Annotated in this window: 20 protein-coding genes; 11 read left to right on the forward strand and 9 right to left on the reverse strand. The window is 72.8% G+C overall.

Features of this window, described 5'->3' with window-relative positions; all coding sequences use genetic code 11:
- Positions 1–62 precede the first annotated feature (62 nt).
- The gene (locus tag OG440_RS03240; protein WP_406005289.1) at positions 63–458 is read right to left on the reverse strand and encodes a YybH family protein; all 396 of its coding nucleotides are present in this window, start codon (positions 456–458) and stop codon (positions 63–65) included.
- Positions 459–523: 65 nt separating this feature from the next.
- Between OG440_RS03240 and OG440_RS03245 the strand changes: the two genes are divergently transcribed.
- Positions 524–1,165: a nucleoside/nucleotide kinase family protein gene (locus OG440_RS03245; protein ID WP_406005290.1), complete on the forward strand. Its 642-nt coding sequence runs from the start codon at positions 524–526 to the stop codon at positions 1,163–1,165.
- A 166-nt stretch (positions 1,166–1,331) separates the two neighbouring features.
- Here OG440_RS03245 and OG440_RS03250 read toward each other — a convergent pair whose 3' ends face one another.
- The 6 genes from OG440_RS03250 to OG440_RS03275 form a co-directional block, all read right to left on the reverse strand.
- Positions 1,332–3,164, reverse strand: coding sequence for a hypothetical protein (locus tag OG440_RS03250; protein WP_406005291.1), 1,833 nt, complete (start codon positions 3,162–3,164; stop codon positions 1,332–1,334).
- Between the two features lie 5 nt (positions 3,165–3,169).
- Positions 3,170–4,891 carry a hypothetical protein gene (locus OG440_RS03255; protein WP_406005292.1) on the reverse strand — a complete coding sequence of 574 codons (1,722 nt, stop codon included), beginning with the start codon at positions 4,889–4,891 and terminating at the stop codon, positions 3,170–3,172.
- A gap of 2 nt (positions 4,892–4,893) precedes the next feature.
- A complete protein-coding gene (locus OG440_RS03260; protein ID WP_406005293.1) occupies positions 4,894–5,796 on the reverse strand; it encodes a carbohydrate ABC transporter permease in 903 nt (300 codons plus the stop codon).
- A complete protein-coding gene (locus tag OG440_RS03265; protein WP_406005294.1) occupies positions 5,793–6,704 on the reverse strand; it encodes a carbohydrate ABC transporter permease in 912 nt (303 codons plus the stop codon). The genes OG440_RS03260 and OG440_RS03265 overlap by 4 nt, the downstream gene beginning before the upstream one ends.
- A gap of 120 nt (positions 6,705–6,824) precedes the next feature.
- The gene (locus OG440_RS03270; protein ID WP_406005295.1) at positions 6,825–8,147 is read right to left on the reverse strand and encodes an extracellular solute-binding protein; all 1,323 of its coding nucleotides are present in this window, start codon (positions 8,145–8,147) and stop codon (positions 6,825–6,827) included.
- Between the two features lie 278 nt (positions 8,148–8,425).
- A complete protein-coding gene (locus OG440_RS03275; protein ID WP_406005296.1) occupies positions 8,426–9,559 on the reverse strand; it encodes an ROK family transcriptional regulator in 1,134 nt (377 codons plus the stop codon).
- A gap of 322 nt (positions 9,560–9,881) precedes the next feature.
- Here OG440_RS03275 and OG440_RS03280 point away from each other — a divergent pair, with 322 nt between their 5' ends.
- The 6 genes from OG440_RS03280 (at position 9,882) to OG440_RS03305 (ending at position 18,895) form a co-directional block, all read left to right on the forward strand.
- On the forward strand, positions 9,882–10,790 hold the full coding sequence (locus OG440_RS03280) for a BadF/BadG/BcrA/BcrD ATPase family protein (protein ID WP_406005297.1): 909 nt from the start codon (positions 9,882–9,884) through the stop codon (positions 10,788–10,790).
- Positions 10,791–11,026: 236 nt separating this feature from the next.
- Entirely contained in the window at positions 11,027–12,943 is a 1,917-nt protein-coding gene (locus OG440_RS03285) for a phosphatase PAP2 family protein (RefSeq protein WP_406005298.1), read from the forward strand.
- A gap of 94 nt (positions 12,944–13,037) precedes the next feature.
- On the forward strand, positions 13,038–14,696 hold the full coding sequence (locus tag OG440_RS03290; protein ID WP_406005299.1) for a phospholipid carrier-dependent glycosyltransferase: 1,659 nt from the start codon (positions 13,038–13,040) through the stop codon (positions 14,694–14,696).
- 99 nt (positions 14,697–14,795) lie between these two features.
- Positions 14,796–15,719: a MurR/RpiR family transcriptional regulator gene (locus OG440_RS03295; protein WP_406005300.1), complete on the forward strand. Its 924-nt coding sequence runs from the start codon at positions 14,796–14,798 to the stop codon at positions 15,717–15,719.
- Between the two features lie 313 nt (positions 15,720–16,032).
- A complete protein-coding gene (locus tag OG440_RS03300; protein WP_355702841.1) occupies positions 16,033–16,413 on the forward strand; it encodes a hypothetical protein in 381 nt (126 codons plus the stop codon).
- Between the two features lie 148 nt (positions 16,414–16,561).
- Entirely contained in the window at positions 16,562–18,895 is a 2,334-nt protein-coding gene (locus tag OG440_RS03305) for a SpoIIE family protein phosphatase (protein ID WP_406011241.1), read from the forward strand.
- 228 nt (positions 18,896–19,123) lie between these two features.
- Here the strand turns inward: OG440_RS03305 and OG440_RS03310 are convergent, their stop codons facing one another.
- On the reverse strand, positions 19,124–19,936 hold the full coding sequence (locus tag OG440_RS03310; protein ID WP_406005301.1) for a peptidoglycan-binding protein: 813 nt from the start codon (positions 19,934–19,936) through the stop codon (positions 19,124–19,126).
- Positions 19,937–19,993: 57 nt separating this feature from the next.
- Positions 19,994–20,824 (reverse strand): hypothetical protein, encoded by an 831-nt coding sequence (locus OG440_RS03315; RefSeq protein ID WP_406005302.1) that lies wholly within the window; start codon positions 20,822–20,824, stop codon positions 19,994–19,996.
- A gap of 142 nt (positions 20,825–20,966) precedes the next feature.
- Here OG440_RS03315 and OG440_RS03320 point away from each other — a divergent pair, with 142 nt between their 5' ends.
- From OG440_RS03320 to OG440_RS03335, 4 genes are all read left to right on the forward strand, one after another.
- On the forward strand, positions 20,967–21,860 hold the full coding sequence (locus OG440_RS03320) for a bifunctional methylenetetrahydrofolate dehydrogenase/methenyltetrahydrofolate cyclohydrolase (RefSeq protein ID WP_406005303.1): 894 nt from the start codon (positions 20,967–20,969) through the stop codon (positions 21,858–21,860).
- A 133-nt stretch (positions 21,861–21,993) separates the two neighbouring features.
- A complete protein-coding gene (locus OG440_RS03325; protein ID WP_406011242.1) occupies positions 21,994–22,716 on the forward strand; it encodes a TetR family transcriptional regulator in 723 nt (240 codons plus the stop codon).
- 223 nt (positions 22,717–22,939) lie between these two features.
- Positions 22,940–23,353 carry a Zn-ribbon domain-containing OB-fold protein gene (locus OG440_RS03330; RefSeq protein ID WP_406005304.1) on the forward strand — a complete coding sequence of 138 codons (414 nt, stop codon included), beginning with the start codon at positions 22,940–22,942 and terminating at the stop codon, positions 23,351–23,353.
- A gap of 268 nt (positions 23,354–23,621) precedes the next feature.
- Positions 23,622–26,408 (forward strand): hypothetical protein, encoded by a 2,787-nt coding sequence (locus OG440_RS03335; protein WP_406005305.1) that lies wholly within the window; start codon positions 23,622–23,624, stop codon positions 26,406–26,408.
- Positions 26,409–26,463: the final 55 nt, after the last annotated feature.

Consider the following 26,463-nt stretch of genomic DNA (forward strand, 5'->3'; position numbering starts at 1 on the left):
ACCGGTGTGTCGCGCGCCACATCCGGCCGGTCGGGGCGGCCGGGTCCGTCGGGTGGGTCGTGTCAGTCGTGCGGAAAGGAGTGGTGCTCGTGGGCGATGAGCCAGCGGCCGTGCCGCTTGCGCAGACCGAAGGTGATCCGCAGCCGCAGTCCCGGACACTCGGCGAGCTCCTCGGGCGTACCGCAGCGCAGCAGGGCGTGCGCGTAGGCGACGTCGTGACCTGCGGTGACGTCGAGGGTGTCGAGGTCGAAGCGAGCGCCCTGGGCCTGCCAGCTGAAGAAGGGCGGCCAAGTGGCCCGGTAGGCGGCCAGGCCCCGGATGCCCTCGTACGGCTCCGCCACGTTGTACATCACCAGATCCTCGGCGTGCCGGTCGAGGACGGTGTCGAGGTCGCCCCGGTGGACGGCGTCGGCCCAGCGGGTGATCAGGGTGCGGATCTGCGTCTCGTCGTCGGACACGGTCGCCTCCTCTCGGTACGGATCTCCGTGGGGTCTCCTTCCAGGAGACTGCGACACTCTGCTGTGTGCTCACTTTCGACGATCTGCTGGTCCGTGCCCGTGATCTCGCGGGGGACGGCCGCCGGCGCGCGCTCCTCGGCATCGCCGGCAGCCCGGGCGCGGGCAAGACGACGCTCGCCGAGCGTCTGGTGCGGGAGCTGAACGGCACCGGGGAGCCCTGGGTCGCGCACGTCCCGATGGACGGCTTCCATCTCGCCGACGCCGAACTCGACCGCCTCGGCCGCCGGGACCGCAAGGGGGCGCCCGACACCTTCGACGCGGCCGGCTACGCGGCCCTGCTGCGGCGCCTGCGGGAGGAGACGGACGGCGAGGACATCGTCTACGCGCCGGGCTTCGAGCGGGAGCTGGAGCAGCCGGTCGCGGGGGCCGTGCCGGTTCCGCCGAGCGCCCGGCTGGTCGTCACGGAGGGCAACTACCTCCTCCTCGGCACGGGCGCGTGGGCACGGGCGCGCGCCGCGCTGGACGAGGTGTGGTTCTGCGAGAGCGACGAGGACGAGCGCGTGCGCCGGCTGGTCGCCCGGCACGAGGAGTTCGGCAAACCGCGGGCCGAGGCGGTGGCCTGGGTGCTGAGGACCGACCAGCGCAACGCCGAACTGGTGGCGGCCACGAAGGACAGGGCCGACCTGTCGGTGCCCCCGCTCGTCTGACGGCCGCCGGACGCCACGTCCCCGCATCGATGTCGGTCCGCGGGCGTCCTCGCCTCCGGCGGACGCACGTGTCTCCCGCCGGATGACGCCGGGTGACACCGGATGACGAGGATCTGCGCGGCGCGGGGCACCCACGGCCGCCCCTCGGACGCCCCGCGGACGCCCCTCAGCCGCTGACGGCGCGCAGTGTCAGTGTCGGTTCGCCGTGCGCGTCGTCCGGTCCGAGGACGGCCGTGAAGGTGTCGGTCCGTACGGTCAGGCCTTCCCCGGCCCACGCGACCGACGCCGTGAACGGCTCCGCCGAGCCGTGGCGTACGGCGAACACGTGCAGGTCGTCCGGCGCGTCCGGCAGCGGTCCCGCCTCGAATGCCGTCGAGTCGACCAGGTGGCGCCAGCCCTCGTCGGGGTTGCCGTAGCCGCGCGGGTCGACGGCGAGCGCGAAGGCGGCCTGCTCCTGGGTGAGCTCGGCGCGCGCGTCGAAGTGCTCCGCGCCCTCCGCGCCCGGGTGCGTGAGGCGCAGGCCGCCCGGCGAGGAGACGGCTCCGTCCGCGGTGCGCCGGACCCGGTCGCCGTCGTCCTCGGCGTACGGCAGGCCGGCCAGCAGGTACGGCGTCCCGTCGAGCCGCTCCACGGCGACCGTCGTCCACAGGGTGGCGCCGTCGGTGACGTACAGGGAGCGCACGCTGCGCAGGACGTGGTCGCGGCCGACGACCGGCTTGGTGACCAGCTTGGCCGTCAGGCCGTCGGCCCGGACGTCGCGGACCCGGACCTCGCCCATGGGCCGGCACAGCAGGAAGCCGTCGGTGACGGGTCCGAAGCCGTGCTGGCGGTGGACGGCGGCGGCCAGGTAGTAGGCCCCGGCCGCCTCGACGACCGCCGGGGTCATCCGGTCGTCGAAGGCCACCGAGACCGTGCCGGAGCGCAGCTGGTGGCGTGCGGTCGCGGTGGACGGCTCGCGATGCCAGCGCGTGGTGTCCTGGATCTGCCAGACGAGCATCCACGCGAAGTGGCCGTCCACCCCGCCGTCCGCCTTGACGGCGTGCCGTGCCCAGCGGCTGTCGCCCCGGTAGCGGCCGAGGTCGGCGCCGATCCGGGCGCCGAAGTAGCGCAGGCCGAGGACGGACTCGAAGGCGGAGTGCTGCTCGCTGTAGCGCGGGCCGCCGTTGTCGAAGCCGCCGCCGGTGAGGCGGGCGTCGAGATAGCGGGCGAGGGCCTCGCCGTCCTCGGCGAAGACCTCCTCGCCGCTGACCCGGTGGGCCTGGGCGAGGAAGGACAGGGAGATCGGGCCGTAGTTGTTGTCGTAGGCGCCGCCGTGCTCGGGGGGCAGCAGGGCGCCCCGGTCGCGGACCCGGTGGGCGCGGATCTCGTCGGCGTACAGCGCGAGGGCCCGGGCGCGGACCTGCTCGCCGTCCTCCGGCGGGAGATGCCGGGCCAGCATCAGGCCGCCGACCACGCAGCCGATCGCCTGGTTGCCCGCCTCCTGGGGGTTGAAGAAGGTCGCCTCGGTCAGCCAGCTCCAGTAGCCGCGTGCCACCTCCAGCAGTTCGGCGCGCTGGTCGTCCGCCACCAGGCCCTCGGCGGTGTCGAGGACGTTCACGGCCTGGAGCAGCGCCCACACCGTGCTCGGCCAGTCGCCGATGGGGTGGGCGCCGGCCGCCAGGGTGTACCGGGCGTACGGGAGTCCGCAGCCGCGCACCCGCAGGTTCGGATAGCCCGGGTTGTCGTCCTGGTACACCCGCTCGCGCAGGTGGAAGGCGAGGCTGCGGTGCACCGCCTCCGGCAGCCGCGGGTCCTTGCTCCGCTGCCAGGCGAACGCGAGCAGAGAGGTGATGCCGAGCGAGGTGTCGCCGATGTCGTCGACGCAGTCGGGGTGTTCGAGGCTGCCCTCGGGCGTGAGGCGCGCGAGGGCCTGCTCGGTGACGTCGGCGAGCACGGCATCGTATGCCTCCGGAGTGTCCGGCAGGTCGTGCAGCGGCGCGAGCTGGCGTGGGAGGTGCAAGGAGATCAGCCCTTCGTGCCTGGGACGGTCGTGGCGCGCAATGCCAGCGTCAGTGTCTGTGGTCCGTGCCCGCCGAGGTAGACGCGGTTCCCGGTCGTCGCGTCGGTGCCGCCGACCACCGTGTAGTCCTGGCCCGGGTCGTAGCGCAGCACCTCGGTCCGGTCCGGCCCGGCGAGCGGTTCTCCTGCCTCGACGGCGGCCTCGACCCGGATCTCGTCGTCGCCGACCCGGTAGGTCATCGGCCCGGTCGTCAGGCACCAGCGTCCGTCGCCGATCGGTACGGCGCCCTCCGGCACTCCGCCCGGCCGGAAGGTCAGTTCGAGGGCCCAGGGCACCGGTGGGCCGCCGATGTCGATCCGCAGGTCGGCGCCGTCCTCCCGCAGGTCGACCTCGACTCGGGTCGTGTGGGAGGTCTCGTCCTGAGGGCGGTCCGGGAAGGCCATCGCCGCGGAGAAGCGGCCCTCGTCCACCAGGCGGTAGGCACCGTCGTCGCGCCTGTGGTCCTTCGGGAGCGGCTGGTAGTAGGCGGTTGTCAGGCGCTGGGTGAGCCGGTACCGGTGATCGGCGAGCCGTTCCATGTCGGCGGCGCGGAACGGGCCCAGGTCGAAGAAGCCGCGCGAGAGGCGGACCGCGTCGAGGACGGCGGCACCGGCGAACAGGCGGAGGAAGGTGGGGTTGCAGGCGAGGCCCGAGCGGATGCGCCGGTGCTCGGGCACGTCGGAGCCGCCGTACACCACCGTGTGCGCGGTGGCCGAGGCATGGTGCGCCAGGCGTGCGGTGCCTAGGTACCGGGCGCGCGGCAGCTTCTCCGCGTGCGGGGACGGCAGTTCGCGGCTCAGGTCCGGGGTGAGGAGAGTCTGGGCGAGCAGGTCGGGGTCGTCGATGCCGGGGGCGGCCGCCAGCCGTGCCGCCCGGGCGAAGTCGCCCCGGCCCGTGCGGATCGCGAGGAGCCGGTAGTGCGGCAGGTAGGGCCACAGGGCGAACGTGAGCTTCTGGTCCTGCCGCCGCGAGTGGAGGGTCTCCACCGTGCCGTCCGGTCTGATCAGGTCCAGGGTGGTGGCGAGGTTGCGTTCGACGACGGCCGACAGGTCGCTCCGGCCGAGCGCCTCGGCCAGCAGGAGCAGCGCCGGGTTGGTCACGATGGACGCGTAGACGGCGCTGCGTTCCGAGTACAGGCCGTCCGCGTCGATGTCGACGCCCTCGGCGAGCCACTCCTCGACGCGGTCGAGGAGTCGGTCGTCGGGGAAGGACCGGTGCAGTCGGGCGAGGGCGGCGCTCAGCTCCCAGCGGTGGTTCGGGGTGTGCACGCCACCGGTCAGGAGACTGGCGGTGGCGGCGCCGGCGATCTCGGCGAGCCCGGCCGTCACCTCGGCCGATTCCGGTCCCGCGGCGGCGGCGAGGACGTACGCGTCGCACACGTCGTTGACGGTGAACGCGGAGTCCGGCGGTGACTGGACGTTGTCGCCGCCCGCGAAGAGGCCGGAAGGCGTCTGCACGGCCCGCAGGGCGCGCAGGTGGGTCATCGCGGCAGCGACCGCCTGTGCGCTGCCGTGCAGTGCCGAGTCCGGGGAGCGGTATGCCGCGATCAGGGTTTTCACCCGCCGTGCCAGACCGCGGTGCGGCACACCGACGGGTTCCTCGTCGGGCACGGTCGCCATCGGGACGGCCGACCGGTCGGCGGCCGCGGCCACCGCGCCGACGAACTCGTGGTCGAGCGGGCTCGGCACGGTCAGTCCTTCAGTCCGGCGTTGATGTCGGCGCCCATGACGTAGCGCTGGAAGACCAGGAAGATGGCGATCAGCGGGATCATGGAGATGACCGAGGCGCCGAGCAGGACCGACCAGTTGATGTTCTGCGCGCCGACGATGCTCTGGATGCCGATCTGCACCGTGAACTTGTTCGGGTCGTTGAGCATCAGAAGCGGCCAGATGTAGTCGTTCCACCGCCACTGGAAGGACAGGATCGCGAGGGTGAGCATGATGGGCCGGGAGAGCGGCACCATGATCCGCAGGAAGATCGACAGCTCGCGGGCGCCGTCGATGCGCGCGGCTTCCACGAGTTCGTCGGGAACCGTCAGGAAGAACTGGCGGAACATGAAGCATCCGGTCGCGGTGAGCACGGCCGGGAGGATGATGCCGGCGAACGAGTTGTAGAGGCCGAGGTTGCGGACCACCAGGAACTCCGGGGCGAGCATGACCTCGGACGGCAGCATGGTGGTGGCCAGGATGCAGATGAAGAAGGCCTTGAGCCATTTGTTGTCGTACTTGGCCAGCGCGTACCCGGTGCAGCAGCTGACTCCCACCGTGAGGATCGTCGTGATCACACACACGATGGCCGTGTTGACGAAGTACTGGGAGAAGTTGGCGCTGCGCCACGCGGTCAGGTAACCCGACAGGGTGGGGTTGTGCGGGATCAGCGTCAGCGGATACGAGAACAGGTCGCTGGCCGGCTTCAGGGAGCTGAGGATGAACCACAGCACCGGCATCCCGTACAGGCACGCCAGGATCCACAGCAGTGTCGTCGGGGCCACCGCCCGCCGGAACCCGCCGCTGCCCGCTCTGCGCGACCGCTTCTTGGAGACGGACCGTCGGGGATCGGCGTCGACGGGGCGAGGCATGTCTGTGGTTGTCATCGGTTCTCCACCCGCCGGTTGACGATCAGCTGGACGACCGCGACGGCCATCAAAATGAGCATGAGCACGAACGACGCGGCGCTCGCGTAGCCGATCTGGCCCCGTTTGAAGCCGGTCTCGTAGATGTACTGGACGAGAAGGTTGTTCGAGGTGCCGGGGCCGCCGTTGTTGAGGGCGACGAACACCGGGTATTCCTTCATCGCGTTGATCGTGTTCAGCAGGATGACGATGAACGAGGTGGGCGCGATGCTCGGCAGCGTGATGCTGAAGAACTGGCGCCAGGGGCCGGCGCCGTCGAGCGAGGCCGCCTCGTAGTACGACACCGGCACGTTCTTGATCGCCGCGATGAAGAGCAGCATCGAGAAGCCCGTCCAGGCCCAGGACGCCGCCATCACGACCACGATCAACGACAGGTCCGCGTTCGACTGCCACGGAACGGCGCTTCCGCCGAGCTTCTCGATGACGTAGTTGACCAGTCCGAAGTTCTCGCCGAACAGCCACCGCCACAGGACGCCCACGACGATGGGCGACAGAAGCCACGGGATGAAGAAGACGACGCGGGCGACCGACGCGCCCTTGGCGTGCTTGCTCACCAGCAGGTTGGCGGTGAGCAGCGAGACCGCGAAGTTCAGCGGGACGAAGAGCACGGCGTACAGCAGCGTCCGGGTCAGCGCGTCGTAGAAGGTGGAGTCCCCGAACAGGTTGTGGTAGTTGTCCAGTCCGATGAACTGGAACGCCCCCACGCCCGTGTAGTTCGTGAAGGAGTAGACGAGCCCGATCACCGCCGGCCAGACGAAGAACAGCGAGAAGAGCACGACATTGGCCGCGATGAGGACGAGCGGCGCAAGAATGTACTTGCTGCGTCTCCTGGGCGGGCTCGCGGACACGTCCGAGGCGCGTTTTGTCATCTTCCTGACTCCGTGCTGGTGGAATGGATTCCTGGGCTCACGCCATGAGCCCGGCATGGTGCGGGCGCCCGGGCCGGGCGGCGGTGTCTCGACCCCGCCGCCCGGCCTTCGGGCCCACGATCAGCCGCCGACCTGCTGGTTGTAGCCGGCCACGATGTTCTCCAGGGCCTTGTCGGCCGACTGCTGGCCGTTGATCGCCTTGCCGAGCTCCGTCTTGGTCGGGTCCTCGGTGAGGCTCTTGCCCTTCAGCACCCAGTTCGTCTGCGCGCCGCTGAAGTAGCCGGAGATCGGGGCGTAGAGCGGGATCGACTCGTTGTACAGCTTGAACGCCGCCTGTGCCGCCTCGGAGGTGAAGGGGTACTTCGGGTTCAGACCGCTCTCGACCGGCAGGAAGCCGGACGCCTCGCACAGCGCCTGGTAGTGGGCCGGCTCGTACAGCCAGGACAGGAACTTCGTCGCGGCGGCGGCCGCGTCGCCGTTGTTGTTGAAGCCCACCGTCATGCCGCCGCTGTTGACGTCGCTGGCCTGCACCGGCTGGGCGGGGGTCGGAACGCTCGCCCACTCGAACTTCTTGATGCTGTCCGCGAAGGAGGCGACCTGCCACACGCCGGACCAGTAGGCGACCACGTCACCGCTCTGGAACATGGCCGACGGGTCGGCGCCGCTGGTCCACACCGACTTCGGCATGGTCTTGTCGTCGTTCCAGCCGACGAAGGTGTTCACGGCCTTCTTGGTCGCCGCGTCCACCGAGAACTTGCCGGAGGAGTCCGCGTGGACGTACTGCCCGCCCATCTCGTACACCATGGCACGGAGCCTGGAGGGCGACTGGTCGAAGGTCAGGGAGTACTTGGCGCCGGTCTTCTCGCGGACCGTGTCCGCCGCCTTGATGAAGTCCGTCCAGGTCCAGGTGTTCGAGGGCGAGGTCGGGACGGCGACGCCGGCCTTCTCGAAGAGCGACTTGTTGATGAACAGGCCGGACGCGGTGACGTCCGAGGGGATGGACAGCACCTTCCCGGACGAGTCCTTCGCGACGAAGTTCGCGTTGATCTTGTTGGTCTTGTTGTTGGCGATGGAGCTGAGGTCGATCAGCTTGCTCGACCAGATCGGGTCCAGCGCCGGCACGGCGGCCACGTCGGGCAGGGAGTTCGCCTGCGCGGCGTTGTGCAGCTTCGTCGTGTAGCCGTCGTAGGGGATGTTGACGAGCTTGACGTTGACGCCGGTTTCCTTCTTGTACTGCGCCACCATCTTCTTCCAGCCCGCGTCCTGCCCCGGAACCGTGGAGATCCAGAACGTCAGCGACTTGGAGGTCCCGCCCGAGTCGGATCCCGATCCGCAGGCGGAGAGAAGCAGGGCACCTGCCGCGGCCCCGGCAGCGAGGGGAACCAGGCGGCGTATGCCGCCGCGGCCGAGTCGGCTGGAGCGCCGCACACCCACAGTGGTCATCTTCGATCCCTTTTTTTCGTCGTAGGGGACGGAGCACGGCGCCGACCGAGGCGGCACGGGTGCATTTTGCAGGAAGGGTTGCTTTCCGATGGCGTCGGCCTCGCCCGGCCGCGTCGCCTCGACGGGTTGGATCCCCGGCCATGAAGGCCGTCGTCGCACAAGCACGCCCTCGTGCGGCTCCCGTACGTCACGTACAGGCGGGATGCTCAACCCAAGCCGGTGTCCCGACCGACTTAGAAAGCGCTTGTCCGGACATTGGCAGACCGAGTCGCGGGCCGTCAATCCTTGACCCGCGCGGCCTCGGTCACGGTTTGGACTCCCCGGGCGACGGCGAGCCGCGCGGCACCCGCGACGGTGCCGGAATCCCCGACCGTGCTGCTGACCACGTCGGTGGGCCAGCTCAGCCGCGCCAGCTCGGCCCGCACGCCGGGCAGGAGCTGCGGATCCGCGCCCGTACTGCCCCCCAGCACGATCAGGCCCGGGTCCAGCACGGCGGTCACGGCGGCGGCCAGCCGGCCCACGTCCGCGGCATGGCGGCCGACGACCTCGCGGGCCGGGGCGCACCCCTCCCCCGCGAGGGCGAAGAGCCGCTCCGTGGTGCGCGGGCAGGGCCCGTCGGCGCGCTGCCAGGCCGCCGCGGCGCGGCGCAGCAGGGAACGTGCGCCGATGTACTCCTCCAGGGCCTCCTGGCGCGGCTCACGGCCGTCGTCCCAGGGGTAGGGCAACCGGGCCAGCTCTCCGGCGGCGCCGTTCGAGCCGCGCAGCACCGAGCCGCCGACGACGATGCCGAGGCCGATACCCACGCCGATCCGCAGATAGCCGAAGGTGTGCCGGCCGCGCGCGGCCCCCTCGTGCAGTTCCGCGAGCGCGGCGCAGTTGACGTTGTTCTCCAGGTGGACGGGCACCCCGGGCGGCAGCGCGACGGCCATCGCGTCGAAGACCGGGCCCGCCTTCTCGGTCGCGGGGCGCATACCGCTGCCCTGGCGGTCCCGCGCCGCGACGTCACCCACGGCGACGACGATGGAGCGCAGCGGAATGCCGGCGGGCAGCGCGGTGAGCGCCTCGCGTACGGCGTCGGCGGCGTCCGTGCGGGAGGCGGTCGCCTCGGCGAGCGGGGAGCCGTCCAGGGCGCAGGCGCGGACCCGGGTGAGGGCGGGGCCGAGGTCGACGGCGAGCACGGCGCCGGCGGCCGGCCCGAGACAGTAGACGGCCGCGGAGCGCCCGGTGCCGCTGGAGGCGGTGCCGGAGTGCGTGGCGAGCCGGGCGCTCTCCAGCTCCGCAACGGCGGCGGACACCGTCGGCTTGGACAGGCCCGCCAGGCTCGCGAGCCGCGGCCGGGTCGCGCTGCCCGCCTGGGCCAGCACGGCGAACACCGCACTCGCGCTCTCGGTCAGGCGGGGGGCTTCCGCCACGTCGAGTTCCACAGTTTCCCCCACACGGGTACAGGGCCGCGAGCCCGGGCCGATCGTCTCGGCGGGCTGCGGCGATGGGATGCTCCGACGTCGCGCGTTGCCGTCCCGCGGCGGCCCGGACGGGAGCCTGGACGGTCGAGTGCGCGATTACTCTTGACGCACTGTACTTCGTTAGTTAACTTCCTAACGAACTTCACGGTACTCGCCTGCCGTGCTCGTCAGAAGCCCGTCCCGGGGCTTCCCTAGTTCACCGATCCGCCATCTCCCCCGGCACGGTTCGCCCGCCGTCGCAGCTCGACGCAGCAACGACGAAAGAGGATCCGTGCAGGACTCTCCCCCTTCGGGCCCCCTCGTGGTCGGCGTCGACGTGGGCGGCACCAAGACCCACCTCCGCGCCCTCACGGGCGACGCCGTCGTGGCCGACCACGTCCGCGCCAGTACCGGCTGGCGGCCGCACGATCCGGCCGCCGCCGCACGCCTGCTGACCGGCCTCGTCCGCGAGGCGCTGCCCGAGGGCGCGCGTCCGGCCGCGGTCGCCGTGGGCGCGCACGCCTGCGAGACACCACGCCAGTGCGCGCGGATCCGCGACGCCCTTCAGCTCTCCCTCGGTGTGCCCACGCGGGTGGTGGGCGACGCCGAACTGCTCGTACCCGCCGCCGGACTGGACAAGGGCGTCGGCCTCGTCGCCGGCACCGGCTCGGTGGCGGTGGGCCGGCCGCCCTGCGGCGACCCCGTCCAGGTGGGCGGCTGGGGCGCGGTCCTCGGCGACGAGGGCGGCGCCGCCGGTCTGGTCCGCGAGGCGGCCCGGGCCGTGTGGGCGGCGCACGACCGCGGCGAGGAACCCGAGGCTCTGGCCCTGGGCCTCCTCGCCGCCTTCGGCGTACCCGAGGTCCCGGCCCTCGGCGCGGCACTCGAAAGCGCCTCGCACGTCTCCGCGGAGTGGGGACGGCACGCCCCCGCCGTCTTCGCGGCCGCGGCCGGCGGCTCCGCGCTCGCCCGCTCCGTGATCGCCGAGGCAGGTACGGCGCTCGCCGCGCTCGTCGCCCGTCTCGCCGCCCGCGGTGTCGCGGTCGACGACGTCGTGGTGGCGGGCGGCACGGTGCTCGGCCAGCCGGCGCTCTACGAGGCGTTCACCTCCGCGCTCGCCGACGCGCTGCCCGGGGCGCGGCCGAGGCCGCTCACCGTGGCGCCGGTCGAGGGCGCGGTGGCGTTGGCGCGCTCGCTCCTGTGAGGCGCCGTTCTCCCGTTCACCCGCAGGACACGCACTGGTCGCCGGGCCATCGCGGACGCGACACGACCCGGCCGTAGATCTTCGCTCGTACGCGCTTTCCGGCACACGCCGTCGAGAACACGGCCGGGCCGCAGCCGCTCGCACGTACCCCCGCACGTATCTCCGCACACAGCACCGTCGTATCCCCGCACGTCGTTACCGGCCGCACGGCCGAAGAACTCGAGAGAGGCACACTCATGCCGTCATCCGCCGGGCAGTCCACCCCCTCGGCCGTGAACAGAAGGCGCTTCCTGAAGGGCTCCCTCGCCGGTTCGGCGGCCCTGGTGGCCGCCCCGACACTCGTCTCCTGGCTGGGCGCGGCCGACGCCAAGGCCGCCACCGGCGCGCTGCCGTTCGTCGACGACTACAAGACGAACATCACGGCGAACCTCACGCCCGAGACCAACGCCGTGGTGCGGATCCTCGGCGGCTTCGCCCAGGTGTGGAAGACCGGCGCCGCCTGGAACACCGGCACCCCGCTGCGGCCCGGGATACTGCGCGCCAACATGCGCTACTGCATCGCGATCACCCGTTCGCGCACCGAGGCCGCGGGCCGGCAGGCGTTCGTCTACGACCGCCAGCACCAGAGCTACGCGATGATCGCCGGCCTCGGCCCCCTGACGGAGCTGTACAAGAGCGGCGCCAAGGCCGTCACCTCGATCACCAGCGCGCCGGACACGACGCCCGCCACCACGATCAGCGACGCCGTTCCCGCGGACGCGCCCGCCGGATCCGCCGTCGGCGCCGGCTCCTACACCTCCGAGCTCGGCCAGGTCGCCAAGCTCGTCGACACCGTGCGCGGCCCGTTCGCCTCCGGCAACCCCGGCAAGTACGCCTTCCAGTACCCGCGCCCGTGGCGCATGAACGAGAACAGCGAGGTCGTCGACACCGGGAGGACCGATGCCCTCGGCTTCCCGGTGTACGACTCGAAGGTGGTCGTCGTCCCGCAGCTGCTGCGTCAGCGCGGCACCTCGGCGACCGACGACGGCGGCTTCCCCAGCGGGCACACCAACGCCTTCCACCTGGCGTCGCTCGCCTTCGCGTACGCCGTGCCCGAGCGGTTCCAGGAGCTGGTGACCCGCGCCCTGGAGCTGAGCCACACGCGGATCGTCTCCGGCATGCACTCCACCGTGGACGTCCTCGGCGGCCGCATCATGGCCACCGCCCTCGCCGCCGCCGCGCTCGCCGACCCGGCCAACGCCGACCTCAAGGCGGCCGCCCGCGCCCAGGCACTGGCCTACTTCACCGAGAAGACCGGCACCACCGCCGACACCCTCGGCGCCTACGCGCACTCCGACGCCTCGGACGCGTACGCCGACCGGGAGGCCAACGCGCGGGCCAACGAGCCCCGCCTCACCTACGTCCTGGAGCGTGAGGGCCGCAGCACGCCGCTCACCGTGCCCAAGGGCGCCGAGGTGCTGCTGGAGACCCGGCTGCCGTACCTGACGGCCGCCCAGCGCCGCGACGTGCTGCGCACCACCGCGCTGCCCTCCGGCTACGTCCTGCTCGACGGTTTCGAGCAGTGGGGCCGGCTGAACCTGTTCGCCGCGGCGGACGGGTACGGCTCCTTCGACTCCGACGTCACGGTCACGCTGGACGCGTCGAAGGGCGGTTTCGACGCGGCCGACGCCTGGCGCCACGACATCGACGGCGAGGGCGGCCTGACCAAGCGCGGCTCGGGCACGCTCACCCTGACCGGGCACAACCGTTACCGCGGGGGCACGATGGTGGAGGAGGGCGTGCTCGTCGCCGGGCACGCCAACGCCCTCGGTCAGGGCGACGTGCGGCTGACCGGCGGCACGCTGCGCGCGGGCGCGCCGGTGCGGGTGCGGGGCGCGTGGCTCCAGGAGTCCGGCGCGGCCCTCGACCTGACGCTGCGCGGGCACCACGGGCCCGTCCTCACCGTGTCCGGGCGGGTCCGGCTGGAGCGGGGCGCCGTGCTGTCGCTGCGCCTGGACGCCGACCGGCCGCCGGCCGCGGGGACGACGGTCCCGGTGATCGACGCCGCGGCGCTGCGCGGCCGGTTCGACCGTGTCGAGCTGAACTCCGACCACCTGCGCGCCGTACCCGTGTACACGGCAGACGGTCTGTCGGTACGACTCCTGAAGCGGTAGACACCCGCGCGGCGGGAGCCGGTGCGCCGAGCCCTCCGGGCGGCCGCGCACCGGCTCCGGCAGCCACCGGGCCGGTGTCACCGCAGGACGGACGATGGCAACCGAACCTCACCCGGTCCTGGAGACCACCCCCGACGCGAAGCGGGCGCGGCCCTCGTCGTCGGCCCGCCGGCGCCTGCTCGTCCCGGTCCTGGTGGCCGTCCTGCTGACCCAGATGGCCGTCGCGATGGTCACCACGGCGGTACGGCAGACCCCGACCATCGACGAGCCGGTGTACGTCGCCACGGCGGCCGGCTACCTCCACGAGCACCGGGTGCGCCTCAACCCGGAGCACCCGCCCCTCGGCAAGCTCGTCGTCGCCGTCGGCGTGGCCTTCGCCGGCCCGCAGGTCGACCCCGCGTTCACGGGCACCCAGGAGGCGGCGGGCCGGCACCTCCTGTACGAGTCCGGCAACGACCCCTGGCGGCTGATGCTGTGGGCCCGGCTGCCGGTGATCGCGCTGACCCTGCTGTTCGGCCTGGTGGTGTTCGCCTTCACCCGTGACCTCGCCGGCCCTGTCCCCGCGCTGACGGCGCTCGCCCTGTACACGTTCTGCCCCGACGTCGTCGCGCACGGCTCGCTGGCGACGCTCGACGTCCCGGCGGCGGGCTTCCTGCTGACCTCGGTGTGGCTGCTGTGGCGGGCCCGCGCCGGCCGGGCACGCCGGTACCTGCCGCTCGCCGGGGCCGCTCTCGGCGCGGCACTGGCCACGAAGATGAGCACGCTGCCCGCGGTCCCCGTGCTGGCGGCCCTGGCGGCGCTGTCGGTGTGCGCGCGGCGGCCCCGCGACGCCCGGCGGGCGCTGCTGGCGGCGGGGGTCGTGACGGTGACCGCCGTGGCCTTCGTCTGGGCCGCGTATCTCGCGGTCGATCCGCGGCTGCGCTGGGATCCCGGGGCGACCCATGTGCCCGTCGTGCACGGCCTGCGCGGGCACCTGGTCCGGCTGCTGCCCTTCCCCGAGGCGTACCGGGACGGTATGCGGATCCAGTTCGGTCTGGAGAACCGGTCGTGGCAGGGCTTCCTGTTCGGGCACCGGTACTCCGGCGCCCGCTGGTACTACCTGCCGGTCGCCCTGGTCGTGAAGACGCCGCTCGGCATGCTCGCCCTGTGGACGGCCGGGGCGGTCGCGATGCTCGTGCTGCGCCGGCTGCGGCCCGCGGCGCCGTACGTTCTGGTCCCGGCCGCCGTGCTGCTGGCCTCGGCCATGACGGGGTCGCGGGACCTGGGGACCCGGTACGCCGTCTTCCTGCCGATGTTCCTCGCGGTGGCCGCGGGGTGCGTCCTGACGGTGCGCCGGCGCCGGGCCCCGGTGGTCGTGGTCGCGCTCGCCGCGTTCGTCGCCGTCAGCTCGCTGCGGACGTACCCCTCCTACCTGCCGTACTCCAACGAGGCGTTCGGCGGACCGGCCGAGACGCATCTGCGGCTGCACGACTCCAACGTGGACTGGGGCCAGGACCTGGGACGGCTGGCGGACCGGCTGCACGACCGCTACCGGGGCGAACACGTGTGGCTCGTGTACAAGGGCAGCGGGGTGCCCGCCTACTACGGCATCGAGTCCTCCGACCCCCGGCGGGTCCCGCCGGACGAGGTGCACGGGCTGCTGGTGGTGTCGGACTCCGCGGTCGCCGAGTCCAGGGGCGGGCTGGGCGTGCTGCTGCGCACCAGCCGGCCGGTCGACGAGGTCGGCCACTCGATCACGCTGTACCGGCGGTAATCCACGATCACCAGGTGTGCGAGGGGGCGTCTTCGCCCACCCTGCCGGGCACGACCCCTGAAGTATGTTGAGCCCGTGGAAGACAATGGAGGCGCACCGGTGCCATCGCCGCAACAGGCACGCGCACAGGCATCCGCGATCACCTCGGGCAGAACCGGTCCGGAGACGGAGGTGTCCCCGACCTCCCGGCTCAGGGCGCTCTTCGACGGGCCCCATCTGTCACCGGGGCAACGGCGCATCGCCCAGTATCTGATCGAGCACATCACCGAGGCGGCGTTCCTGTCGATCACCGACCTCGCGGACCGCGTCGGGGTCAGTCAGCCGTCGGTGACCAGGTTCGCCGCGGCGGTCGGCTTCAGCGGTTATCCCGCGCTGCGCGAGAGGCTCCAGTCGATCGCGCTGGGTGCCCTGGCGGGTGGTCCGGCGGCGGCCGAGGTGAACCGGAGCAACGAGCTCCAGGCGGCGGTCGAGGCGGAGATCGAGAACCTGGAGAACCTGCGGCGCGACTTCGCCGACCCGGACCGGGTCATCGACGTCGGCCGCAAGCTGTCGCAGTCGACGCCGCTGACCGTCCTGGGGCTGCGGATCTCGGTCTCGCTCGCCGAGTACTTCGCCTACGCCGCCCGCCGGGTCCACCCGGACGTCCGGCTGGTGACCCGGGGCGGCAGCGTCGCCTACGACGCGCTGCTGCAGTCCCGGGAGGCGGGCGGCACCTGGGTACTGGCGTTCTCGATGCCACGGCACGCGCACGAGACGCTGACCGCCGTGCGGGTCGCGCGCAGCGCCGGCCTCAAGGTCGCGCTGATCACCGACCTGGCGCTGGGGCCGGTGGCCGACGAGGCGGACGCGACCTTCGCCACGGGCACCGGGTCCCGTCTGGTCTTCGACTCCTACGCCGCCCCCGGTGTGATGGCAGCGGCGCTGCTCCAGGCCATGACCGACGCGGGCCCCGAACGGACCCAGGCGCGGCTCGAGGAGTACGAGCAGATCGCCGAGCAGCACCAGTTCTTCCTGCGTGAGTGACAGCCCTCCGAAGGCCTTACCGCACCGCACCCCCCTCCCCCGGTAATTCACACAGGGATCATTGCGGGCATTCCGCGCATGAATGTTTTCATACGTCTTGCAAAGCGGTCGGCATATATAAATACTGCTCACGGCCGCATCCGCCCGCAAGGGCTCATGTACGGGCATCCGAAGCCGCCGTCCCCTACCCGCGTCGGCGCCCAGGGTGCTCGGGGCATCGCTTGCGCGAGCGCCCGTGGCGGCCCCGGTCTTCCCCTGGGCCGGGGCCGCCCCGAACCGTCGGACCACCGTCACGACGCCAACACCGGAAGCGATGATCATGACCCTGACGACGACGCGCATCAGCTCGGACTGGCCGTGCCAGGTCAAGACTCCCGGCAGCTACGACTGGGAGCGCTCGGCGGCCAAGTGGCTGCGCGAGCTGGTGCCCGCGCGCTATGCGAGCTACCCGGCGCTGCTGCGCCACCCGGTCCTGCTCGCCCGCCATGCGCAGATCCAGGTCCAGAACGAGGTCCGGGTGGCCCGCACCGCTCTGCAGACCGCCCGCGCCGACCTGCCCCGGCTCGGACTGCCCGAGTCGGTCATCGAGCACACGATCAAGATGTACGCGGCCGAGGTCATGCAGTTGCAGCACATCGCCCGCAGCGTCCGAGCGGTCACCCAGGCCCTGGTCGAGCAGAGCTCCGGACGCTGAACGGGAAGATCCGTTCGGATCCCCCGGCGGGTATCACGCCTGGCGGGAGCGTTGCCGCAAGACCGCGATCGAAGTCTCCCCCATGTGCCATGCTCGAAGCGTGACGAGCGAACCCGCCCTGCCCGCTCCGTCCGGTGACGTGCCCGACATGGCGGCACTGACCCGGGTCGTCGCTCGCCAGCGCGCGGAGATGGACCGGCTACAGGATCTGGCGGCCACCGCGGCCGTGCTGGAGCGCGCCAAAGGCGCGGTGATGGCCCAGCTCGGCTGCTCGCCGGACGCCGCGCAGGAGGAGCTCCAGCGACGGGCCAAGGCCGGGGAACGGACCCTGCTCGAGGAGTGCTGGATCAGCCTCGGCGCACTGTCCGCACAACCCCACGGGGCCTGCGAGCCGGCCCCGCCCGAACCCCCCGCACGCAGGACCGCGCCCAGGCCGACGCCCGACGAGATCGACGCCGCCGCCCTCGGCCGGCTGAGCCGGGCCCTCGTCCGGGTCGGGACCGCGCACGATCTCGCCCGGTGCCTGCTGGACCGGCTCACCCCAGACGTGGGCGCCGCCGCCGTGGTGATCTTCGCGCGGCGGCCGGGCGGCGGGCTGGAGCTCACCGGGCACGCCGGCATCGAGCAGTCGCTGGCCGAGCAGTGGAGCCGGGTGCCGCCGGTCAGCGGGATCGCCGCGCTGGACGCGCTCACCGCCGGGCAGCCGCGCTGGCTGGAGGACCTCCGGGAGGACGGCAAGCGGTACCAGCTGATCGGGGACCCGCCCGAGCGCTGGCCGTCCCGAGCCTGGCTGCCCGTGGTGACCGGCGAGTCGGCCGACATCGCGCTCGGGATCCTGCGCGACCGCGAGGGCGCCTTCACGCCGCTGGTACGGGAGCACCTGCTGGCCGTCGCCCAGCTCTGCGCGGGCCCGCTGCGCACCTTCGGCACCCGGCCGCACCCCGCCGGCGGCGGGGTCGCGGACGCCGTGCAGACGGTGCTCGACCGGCTGCCCGTCGCGGCGGTGCTCCTCGCCCCGCTGCGGGGCGCGTCGGGGGACGTCGAGGACTTCCGCGTCGACGCCGCGACCAGCGTGACGTCCGACGCCGTGGGCCGCAGCGGACGCGAGCTGGTCGGCCTGCGCTTTCTGCAGTGCTGGCCGGAGGTCGCCCACGATCCGCTGTGGGAGGGGTGTCTCGCAGTACTGGACGGCGAACAGACCTACGAGAGCGAGCCGTTCGCCCGGCAGCAGATCGTGTCCGGGGTCAGCGAGCTGGCGACCTACTCGGCGCGGGTGATGCGGTCGGGCGACGGGCTGGTCGTGAGCTGGGTCCGGCACGATCCGTCCGACCGGCAGGAACAGCGCCTGGCGGACGTGCAGCGGCTGGGCAACCTCGGCTGGGTCAACTGGAACCTGGACACGGGCGAGGGAAGCTGGTCCGCCCAGGTCTTCAGCATCTTCGAGCGCGACGCCGCGCAGGGTGTCGTCCCGCTCTCCGGGCTGCCGCGCCTCGCCTGCCCCGAGGACCTGCCGATGCTCGCCCGGGTCGTGGGCGAGCTGGTGCGGCACGGGCGGCCGTGCGACGTGCCGTTCCGGATCGTCACCCGGGCCGGGATCCGGCATCTGCGAGTGGTCGCCGAGGCCGTCTCGGACGCCCAGGGCACGCCCGTCGAGGTGCACGGCTTCGTGCAGGACCTCACCGCGCAGCGCAGCGCCGAACTCGCGCTCGTCGCGAGCGAGCGGGCCATGCTCACCCAGCACGGAGTGCTCGAGGCCGAGCGCTTGGTGGCCGCCCGGCTGCAGGACGCGCTGCTGCCCCTGCCGAAGCAGCCCGTCCGCCTGGCAGGGCTGCGCGTGGACATCGCCTACCTTCCCGCGCAGTCGGGCCTCAGCGTCGGCGGCGACTGGTTCAGCGCCATCGAACTGCCGGACGGCGACGCCCTGTTCGTGGTGGGAGACGTGGCCGGGCACGGCATGGGCGCCGTGGCCTCGATGGCTCTGCTGCGGTTCACCGCCAAGGGCATGGTCATCACGGGTTCGTCGCTGACCGGGGCCCTCAGCCGCCTCAACGCCCTGCTGCTGCACTCCCGCGACCCGCACGGTTCGGCGACCATGGTGCTGGCCCGCTACAGCCCGCGCGAACGGCGGCTGGAGTGGGCGCAGGCCGGTCACCCGCCACCGTTGCTGGTGCGCGGCGGTGAGGCGCGCTACCTCGAGCGTCCCTTCGGGATGCTGCTCGGCGCGACCGACAGCCCCCGCTACGAGGCGGCGGAAGTCCGTCTGGAGCCCGGCGATCAGGTGCTGCTCTACACGGACGGCCTGGTGGAGCGGCCCTCCGAGAGCATCGACCGCGGCCTGGAGCGGCTGGCGGAAGCCGCCGCGCCCCGGCCCGGGACCGGACTCGCCCCGCTGGAAAAGCTTCTCGGCGCGACGCTGGAACCCGACGGACGCGACGACGTGTGCGTGCTCGACATCCGGGTGCCGGAGGACGGCGAGCGCTAGGACGGCTCAGTCGTCGCGGTGCCGCCAGTACCACAGCGCGCCGACGACGACGGCCAGCAGGAACACGACGGGCAGCACCAGACCCGGGACGCGGGAGACGTTCATGCGGACGGCTTTCGGCTCGACGGGTCGAGGTGCCGAACGCGCGCCGACCCGCCGCCCATGGTGACACGCGCCACACTCCCGGCCCCGGCCTGTTTCCGAGGCGTTGCCCGCGGCGTTGCCCGGTCATCCGCCGGCCGAGGCGGTACGGGACTCCAGATCGCGGCGGGTGTCGTCCCCGTAGACGCCGCTCTCGTCGCCGCGGATGCCGTACCAGAGCTGGAAACGCGCCACGGCCTCGGTGAGAACGGTGTCGTAACGGCCGTCGACGGGGCCGTCGTCGTACACGTCCGGGATGCGCAGCAGGCGCTGCTGGAGGTCGGTCACCTCGGCGCCGCTGTCCCCCTCCCGCAGGGTGCCGGCTCCGTCGGGGTCGGCTGCCTCGGTGACCGTCGGGGTGGGCGTGGCCGCTGTCGACGGGGGTGTCCGCGCGGCGGCCTCGCCGCCCCGGCCCGGCAGCAGCAGCGCGCCGGCGAAGCCGAGGAGCGCGGCCGCGCACACGCCGACCGCGACGGCGCCGCGTCGCAGACCCGCACCGGACCCGGCGCGGGCGCGCCCCCGCGGGCCGTCCGCCCTCGGACCGGCCGCGGCTCCGCCCCGCTCCCGCGCCGCGCCTCGGCGTCCGCCGGGGCCGTCGCCGGGCAGGGGCCGGGGGCGCTCGTGCTCACTCGCCCAGTCCCGGCCGCCGTGGGGCGCCGGAGTGGCCCTCGCCATGGTCGCGGTGCGGGGCTCCAGGGGCGGGAGCTCCTCCGTCTCGGCCTCGCCCGCGGCCGGTTCGGGCCGCAGGGGTATCGCCTCGTAGGAGTCGGGGTCCTGGGTCAGCTCGGTCATCTCGCGGAACAGCTCCGCGAGGGCGTCGGTGTTGCGCGGCCGCAGGACCCGGATGGGTTCCAGGACCGGGCGTTCGTGCGGCTTTCCGGGTTCCTCCGGTGTCGGCACGCTCGTCTCCCTCCCGTGGGTCCCCCAGGAGAGATACGGGCGGACCGGCGGGCGGGTTCAGCCGGCGACGAGGAAGCGGTGCAGGGAGCGGGTGAGCGCGGCGACGAAGGCGTCCCGTCCGTCCTCGTCCAGGGCGTCGAGGGACAGGTAGGGGTTGAGGTCCTCCAGTTCGACCAGCAGCAACTCCCCGTCGGGGGCCCGGCAGGCGTCGACGCGCTGGACGCCGTGCGCGAGGCCGTTCCAGTCGATGAAGCGCCGGGCGAACTCCAGGTCCCGCACGGTCGGCCGGTAGGGCTCCAGCTGCCAGCGGCGGTCGGGATGCGGCGCGTACAGGGCGTACTGGAAGTCGTGGTCGACGTAGACGAAGGACACCTCGTAGGCGAAGTCGACACACGGCTGGACCAGGACCGAGCCGTCGGCCAGGGCGGGGAGCGCGTCGGCGGGGACGATCCGCAGCCCTATGGAGTCGGCGCCGAGTTTGGGCTTGACCACGTACCGGTCGGCCTCGGGCAGCCGGTGCAGGTCCTCGGGGCGGTCGACGGTGGGGATGACGGGGTGGCCCTCCGCGCTCAGATCGAGGAGGTACTGCTTGCCGGCCATGTCGGCGCGGCCCGTGAGCGGGTTGTAGACGCGTACGCCGTCGTGGAGCGCGCGCTCCCGGAAGGCCTCGTACTCCTTCCGGTAGCCCAGGACCGGGCCGCTGTTGCGGACGACGACGCCGTCGAAGGAACGCATCAGGGCGGCCGCGTCCAGCGGGTGGCACAGCGCGAGGTCGAATTCCGCGCGCAGCCGGGAGGTGAGGAAGACGTCCTCGTCGCCGTAGCGGCGCCCGCGCGCCGGATAGGCCAGGTCCGTGACGTAGAGGAGACGGGGGCGGGCGGCGGACATGCGGGTCTCCCGGTGACGGTCGAAGGGTGCGGAAAGGTTACGTCAGACGGTGCGCGGGCGGTCCGGCACCGGGCGGCCGCGACCCGAGGGGCCCCCGCGACCGCCGGGACGCCCGAGGGACGGCGGGCGGCTGGGCCGTACGATGACAGGACCGTCGTTTTTCCTCCCGAAGGGCTCGTCGACTCCCGTGACCACCGCAACACTGCTCGACGGCAAGGCCGCCGCGGCCGACATCAAAAGCGAACTCGCCCTCCGCGTCCAGGTGTTGAAGGAACGCGGCATCCACCCGGGGCTCGGCACGATCCTCGTCGGCGACGACGCGGGCAGCCGTTCCTACGTCGGCGGCAAGCACCGCGACTGCGCGCAGGTCGGCATCGCCTCGATCCGCGTGGAACTCCCCGCCGACGCCTCCCAGGCCGACGTCGAGGCCGCCGTCCTGCGGCTCAACGCCGATCCGGCGTGCACCGGCTTCATCGTGCAGCTCCCGCTCCCGCCCTCCATCGACACCCACGCCGTGCTGGAGCTGATCGACCCGGTCAAGGACGCCGACGGACTCCACCCGACCAACCTCGGCCGGCTGGTGCTGGGCATCCCGGCGCCGCTGCCCTGCACCCCGCGCGGCATCATCGACCTGCTGCGGCGCAACCGGGTGGAGATCACGGGCCAGCAGTTCTGCGTCATCGGCTGCGGCGTCACCGTGGGCAGGCCACTGGGCCTGATGCTGACCCGCAGCACCGAGCACGCCACGGTGACCCTGTGCCACGAGGCCACCCAGGACACGGCCGCGCACGCCCGGGAGGCGGACGTGGTGGTGGCCGCGGCCGGAGTGGCCCACCTGGTCAGGCCCGACTGGATCAAGCCGGGTGCGACGGTGCTGTCCGTGGGCCTGACGCGCACGGTCGAGGGCATCCTCGGCGACGTCCACCCCGACGTGAGCGACGTCGCCGGGTCCTTCTCGCCGCCGATCGGCGGGGTCGGGCCGATGACGCGGGCGATGCTGCTGACCAACGTGGTCGAGGCCGCCGAGCGGATGTGACACCGGAACCCGGCGCCGGAACACTCGCCAGGCACTCGGTTCCCCGGCAGAGGGAACCGAGTGCCATCGGTGCCGCTCAGGTGTTACGTTCGCGTCCATGAGCGCCACTCACAAGGCGGCGGCCAAACCGCCCATGCGGGACGCCCTGGTCGCGGCGGCCTTCCGGCTGTTCCTGGAGCGGGGCTACGAGCAGACGACCGTCGACGACATCGTGGCCCTGGCGGGCGTCGGCCGGCGGTCCTTCTTCCGCTACTTCCCCTCCAAGGAGGACGTGGTCTTCCCCGACCACGAGCGGTGCCTCGCCGACATGACGGCCTTCCTCGCCGCGAGCGGCGGGGAACACGAGCCGGTGCGACGCGTCTGCGACGCCGCCCGGCTCGTCCTGCTGATGTACGCCGAGAACCCTTCCTTCTCCGTGCAGCGCTACCGGCTCACCAAGAAGGTCCCCGGCCTGCGGGCGTACGAGCTGTCGGTCGTCTGGCGCTACGAGCGGGCCCTCGCCGAGTACCTCCGCGGCCGCTTCCACGACCGGCCCGGCGGCGATCTGCAAGCCGACGTCATCGCGGCCGCGGTGGTCGCCGCCCACAACAACGCGCTGCGTTCCTGGCTGCGTTCGGACGGGCAGGGCGACGCGAGCGCGACCGTCGACCACGCGCTGGCGTACGTGCAGTCGGCGTTCGGCGCGCCCCTTGCGACTCCGGCGCCCACGGCGCGTCCCGCGTTCCCCGCTCTCCCGTCGTCGCCGGCGGCGCCCGGCGAGGAGCCGCAGGAGGACGTCGTCGTGGTGGTCTCGCGCCGCGGGGCACCGCTGTGGCGGGTGGTCCAGGAGATCGAGACGGCCTTCGGACGGGACTGAACCCCCGCCCCTCGCCCGGCTTCCCCGGCCGCCCACCGACCCACGCCGAACCCTCGCCGAACCACCGTGGAACCCCCGCAAGATTGTGGGTACGCAGTGCCTTTACGAGTGGCACTGAGTGCCATACTCTGTGGGCGTGCACGGCGGCACGGCTGACCGGGCACGTGCGTGCACGGGTGAGCCGGGCACGTGGATTCCGGCCGAGTGCAGGGAGTTGACCCGCGTGTACCACTACTCAGGAAACGCCGTTCAGCAGGTCGCCGGCTCCGCGGCGGGCGTCCTCGACCGCGCGAGCGCCGACGGCGACACGATCCTCTTCCAGCGCTGCACCTGGTGCGGCACCGCCATGTACCACCGGCTGCTGTGCCCGGTGTGTCAGGGCAGCGACCTGCGCACGGAACGCAGCGAGGGCGCCGGCACGGTCCGCCACGCGACGGTGGTGAACCGCAACACCCCCGCCGCCCGCAATGTGTCCCTGGTCGAGATGGCCGAGGGGTTCGTCGTCCGCGGCCGGGTGATGGGCCCGCTGATCGGCATCCACAGCGGCGACCGCGTCCGGCTGTCCACGGTCAAGGACCCGGTACGCGGCGAACCGGTCTTCCAGCTCCTCGACGAGCCGTATCGGGCCTGGCACTAGGCACCACAGGCACCAGTCCCCGACTTCCCGGTCCGCCGCGCTCACGTCGATCGGCAGCCGGGCGCGGGCGGTCGCGCACGACCGCCGGTGCGCCCCCGACCTGCTTCCGCAACGGAGGGCGTCCCCGGTTTCCTGTCCGGATCTGTGCGCTCCACCGACCCGATTCCCGGTCACAGGCAACCCACAGAGGTGCATTCGCTTCCTTCGGGGCGCGAGGGGCTCCCGATACGGACGGGGCCCCCGCGCTCCGAGCGTTGAGGAGTGGACCTTGATCCGTGCCCGGCGAATAGGTGTCACCGCCGTGGCCGCCCTCGCGGCCCTGGCGGGAACACCGGGACTGGCACAAGCCCGACAGCCGTCCGACACAAGACCGTTGACCACCACCGCCGACAGCGGACTGCCACGGGGCTGGCAGATCGGCGGGGAGGGAACCGCGCGTGAGCTGGTGTGGCGGTCGCCCACCGCGGTGCCGCCCGGCGACGCCCGCGTGGAGTTCCGCTCGGGCGACCGACTGCTCGGCGTACCCGAGGCGGGGAGGGACGACCGCACCTTCCGGCTCTCCCTCGACGAGGTCGGCGACGCCCCCCTCACAGACCTGCGGGTACTGGCCGGCGGACGCCGTCTGGACGCGGCCGCCGACCGATCCGCCCCTGGCCGGCGACTCGCCACGACCGCACAGCCCCCGGCTCAGGCGCCGGCACCCGCGGCGGCCAACTCCGTCGACCCCGGCAGACCGGGCGCGTACCGCACGGTCAGCGGCGAGTACGACCTCGCCCCGGTGACCTTGCCGGGCTTCGCCCAGCCGGTGGAGATGCGGGCGGTCGTGGTGGCGCCGAAGGGGGCCACCGGCAAACGGCCGCTCGCGCTGTTCCTGCACGGCCGGCACACCACCTGCTACCAGCCGGGCAGCGACGAATTCGACATCTCCTGGCCCTGCCCGGCCGGCAAGAAGTCGATCCCGAGCTACCGGGGCTACCTCCAGGACCAGAAACTCCTCGCCTCACAGGGCTACGTCACGGTTTCGATCTCGGCGAACGGCATCAACGGCCAGGACGGGGAGGCCGAGGACGGCGGTGCGCAGGCGCGCTCCTCGCTGGTGCGCCGGCACCTCGCCACATGGGCCGACTGGTCCGCCCACCCGGGTCACGCCCCGGCGTCGGTGCCCGACGCGGCCAGGGCCGACCTGTCCCGCGTCCTGCTCGTCGGCCACTCGCGCGGCGGCGAGGGCGTCAACCGCGCCGCGCTGGACAGCCTGTACCCGCCGCCCGCCGCGCAGGACGGCTACCGGGGCCCGGTCCGCTGGAAGATCCGCGGCACCGTGCTCATCGGACCGACGGTCTTCGGCCAGAATCCGGTCGCCGACGTCCCGTCCGCGGCCATCCTGCCCGGTTGCGACGGCGACGTCGCCGACCTCGAGGGCGAGACGTACCTCGACGGGACGCGCGGCATCAGCAACGGCACGGCCCTGCACAGCGCGGTCTACGTGGTCGGTGCCAACCACAACTTCTTCAACACCGAGTGGACGCCGGGCAAGGCCGTGGCGCCCTCCTTCGACGACTTCTGGGAGGACCCGGACGCGCAGCAGCCCGACCCGGTCTGCTCCACCGGTGCCCCCACCCGGCTGACCGCCGACCAGCAGCACCGGGCCGGCGCGACCTACATCGCCGCCGCGGCCCGGCTGTTCGTCGCCGGTGACGACCGGGCGCGCCCGCTGCTCGACGGCACCGGGAAGCGCGCGCCGTCCGCCGACCCGGCCCGCGTCCTGACGCACGCGGTCGGTGCCCGCCGCACGGGCGGCTTCGTGCCCGACGGAGGCGTCGAGGTGACCGGCGGGCGGGTGTGCTGGGCGGACACCGATCCGGCCAGGGCGTGTCTGGGCGCCGATGCCACGGGGATGTCCCCGCACTTCGGCTGGTGGGATCTGGAGAAGGACTCCGGCAAGAGCGCGGTCGCGCTGAAGTGGTCCGCGCCGGGCACTCCGGCGAAGATCGCCTCCCGCGCTCCGGTGTCCCTCGCCGGGGCCAGGAGCCTGGCACTGCGCGTCTTCGTGCCGCCGAACACCACCGGCACCGAGCTGGACGTCTCCGTCACCGACAAGGCCGGCCGTCGGGCCACGCTCGGCCGGGTCACGGTGGACGGCCTGCCGGGCTCGGACCGCACCGCCTCGTACTGGGCCCGTGAACTGCGGGTCCCGCTGACCGCCGCGACCCGGGCGGGTCTCGACCTCGGGCACGTCAAGTCCCTGACGCTGACTCCGCGTTCGGGATCCGGGCAGGCCTGGCTCATGGACGCCTGGGGCTGGGCGCCCGGCACTCCGGCGGTCCGGGCGGCGGCACTGCCGCGGGTCGACATCGGCCGGATCACGGCCAAGGAGGGCGACTCCGGCACCCGTACCTACCATGTCCCGGTCCGGGTGTCCGGGCACGGCACCGGCCAGGTCCGCTTCTACGTCGTCGATCCGGAGACCTCCGAGGCCACCGAGAAGGTGGTCACGGTCCGGCCCGGCAGGACCCCGATCGACGTGCCGGTCGAGGTGAAGGGCGACACCCGCTTCGCCTACGACGTGAGGCGGGACCTCCTCGTGAAGGCCGTGCGCGGCGCGGTCGTCGGCTCCTACCGGGGCGGGGTCACGGTGCAGAACGACGACCCGGCGCCGGAGGTGACCCTCGCCCCGGTCGCCGACCGCGTGACCGAGGGCGAGGCGCTGAGCTGGCGGATCACGCTCTCCGAGACCGCCGACGTGGACTTCTGGCAGCCGGTCCGGGTGCTCCCGGTCACCGAGGGCGCCGAGCTGTCCACCAAGGACGTGGACCCGCAGTGGCTGCTGGACCACTCCGGCGACGCGCCCGACCCGGAACGTCCGCTGTCGGACGCGAACCTGTGGGTCTGGATGAACATCCCCGCCGGGACCACCGGCGTCGACTTCACCGTGCCCACGGTGAAGGACCAGGTGGCCGAGCCGGCCGAGTCGATGCGCCTCGCGCTGACCGACGACAACGCCGAGCCGCTGCCGGACCGGCCGGTGCCGACCGGGACGGTGGTGGACGCGTCATAGGGCGCCTGCCCTGACCGAGAGGGGCCCGGACCTCGCGGTCCGGGCCCCTCTCCGC

The sequence above is a fragment of the Streptomyces sp. NBC_00637 genome, from assembly GCF_045161545.1.
Classification (GTDB): domain Bacteria; phylum Actinomycetota; class Actinomycetes; order Streptomycetales; family Streptomycetaceae; genus Streptomyces.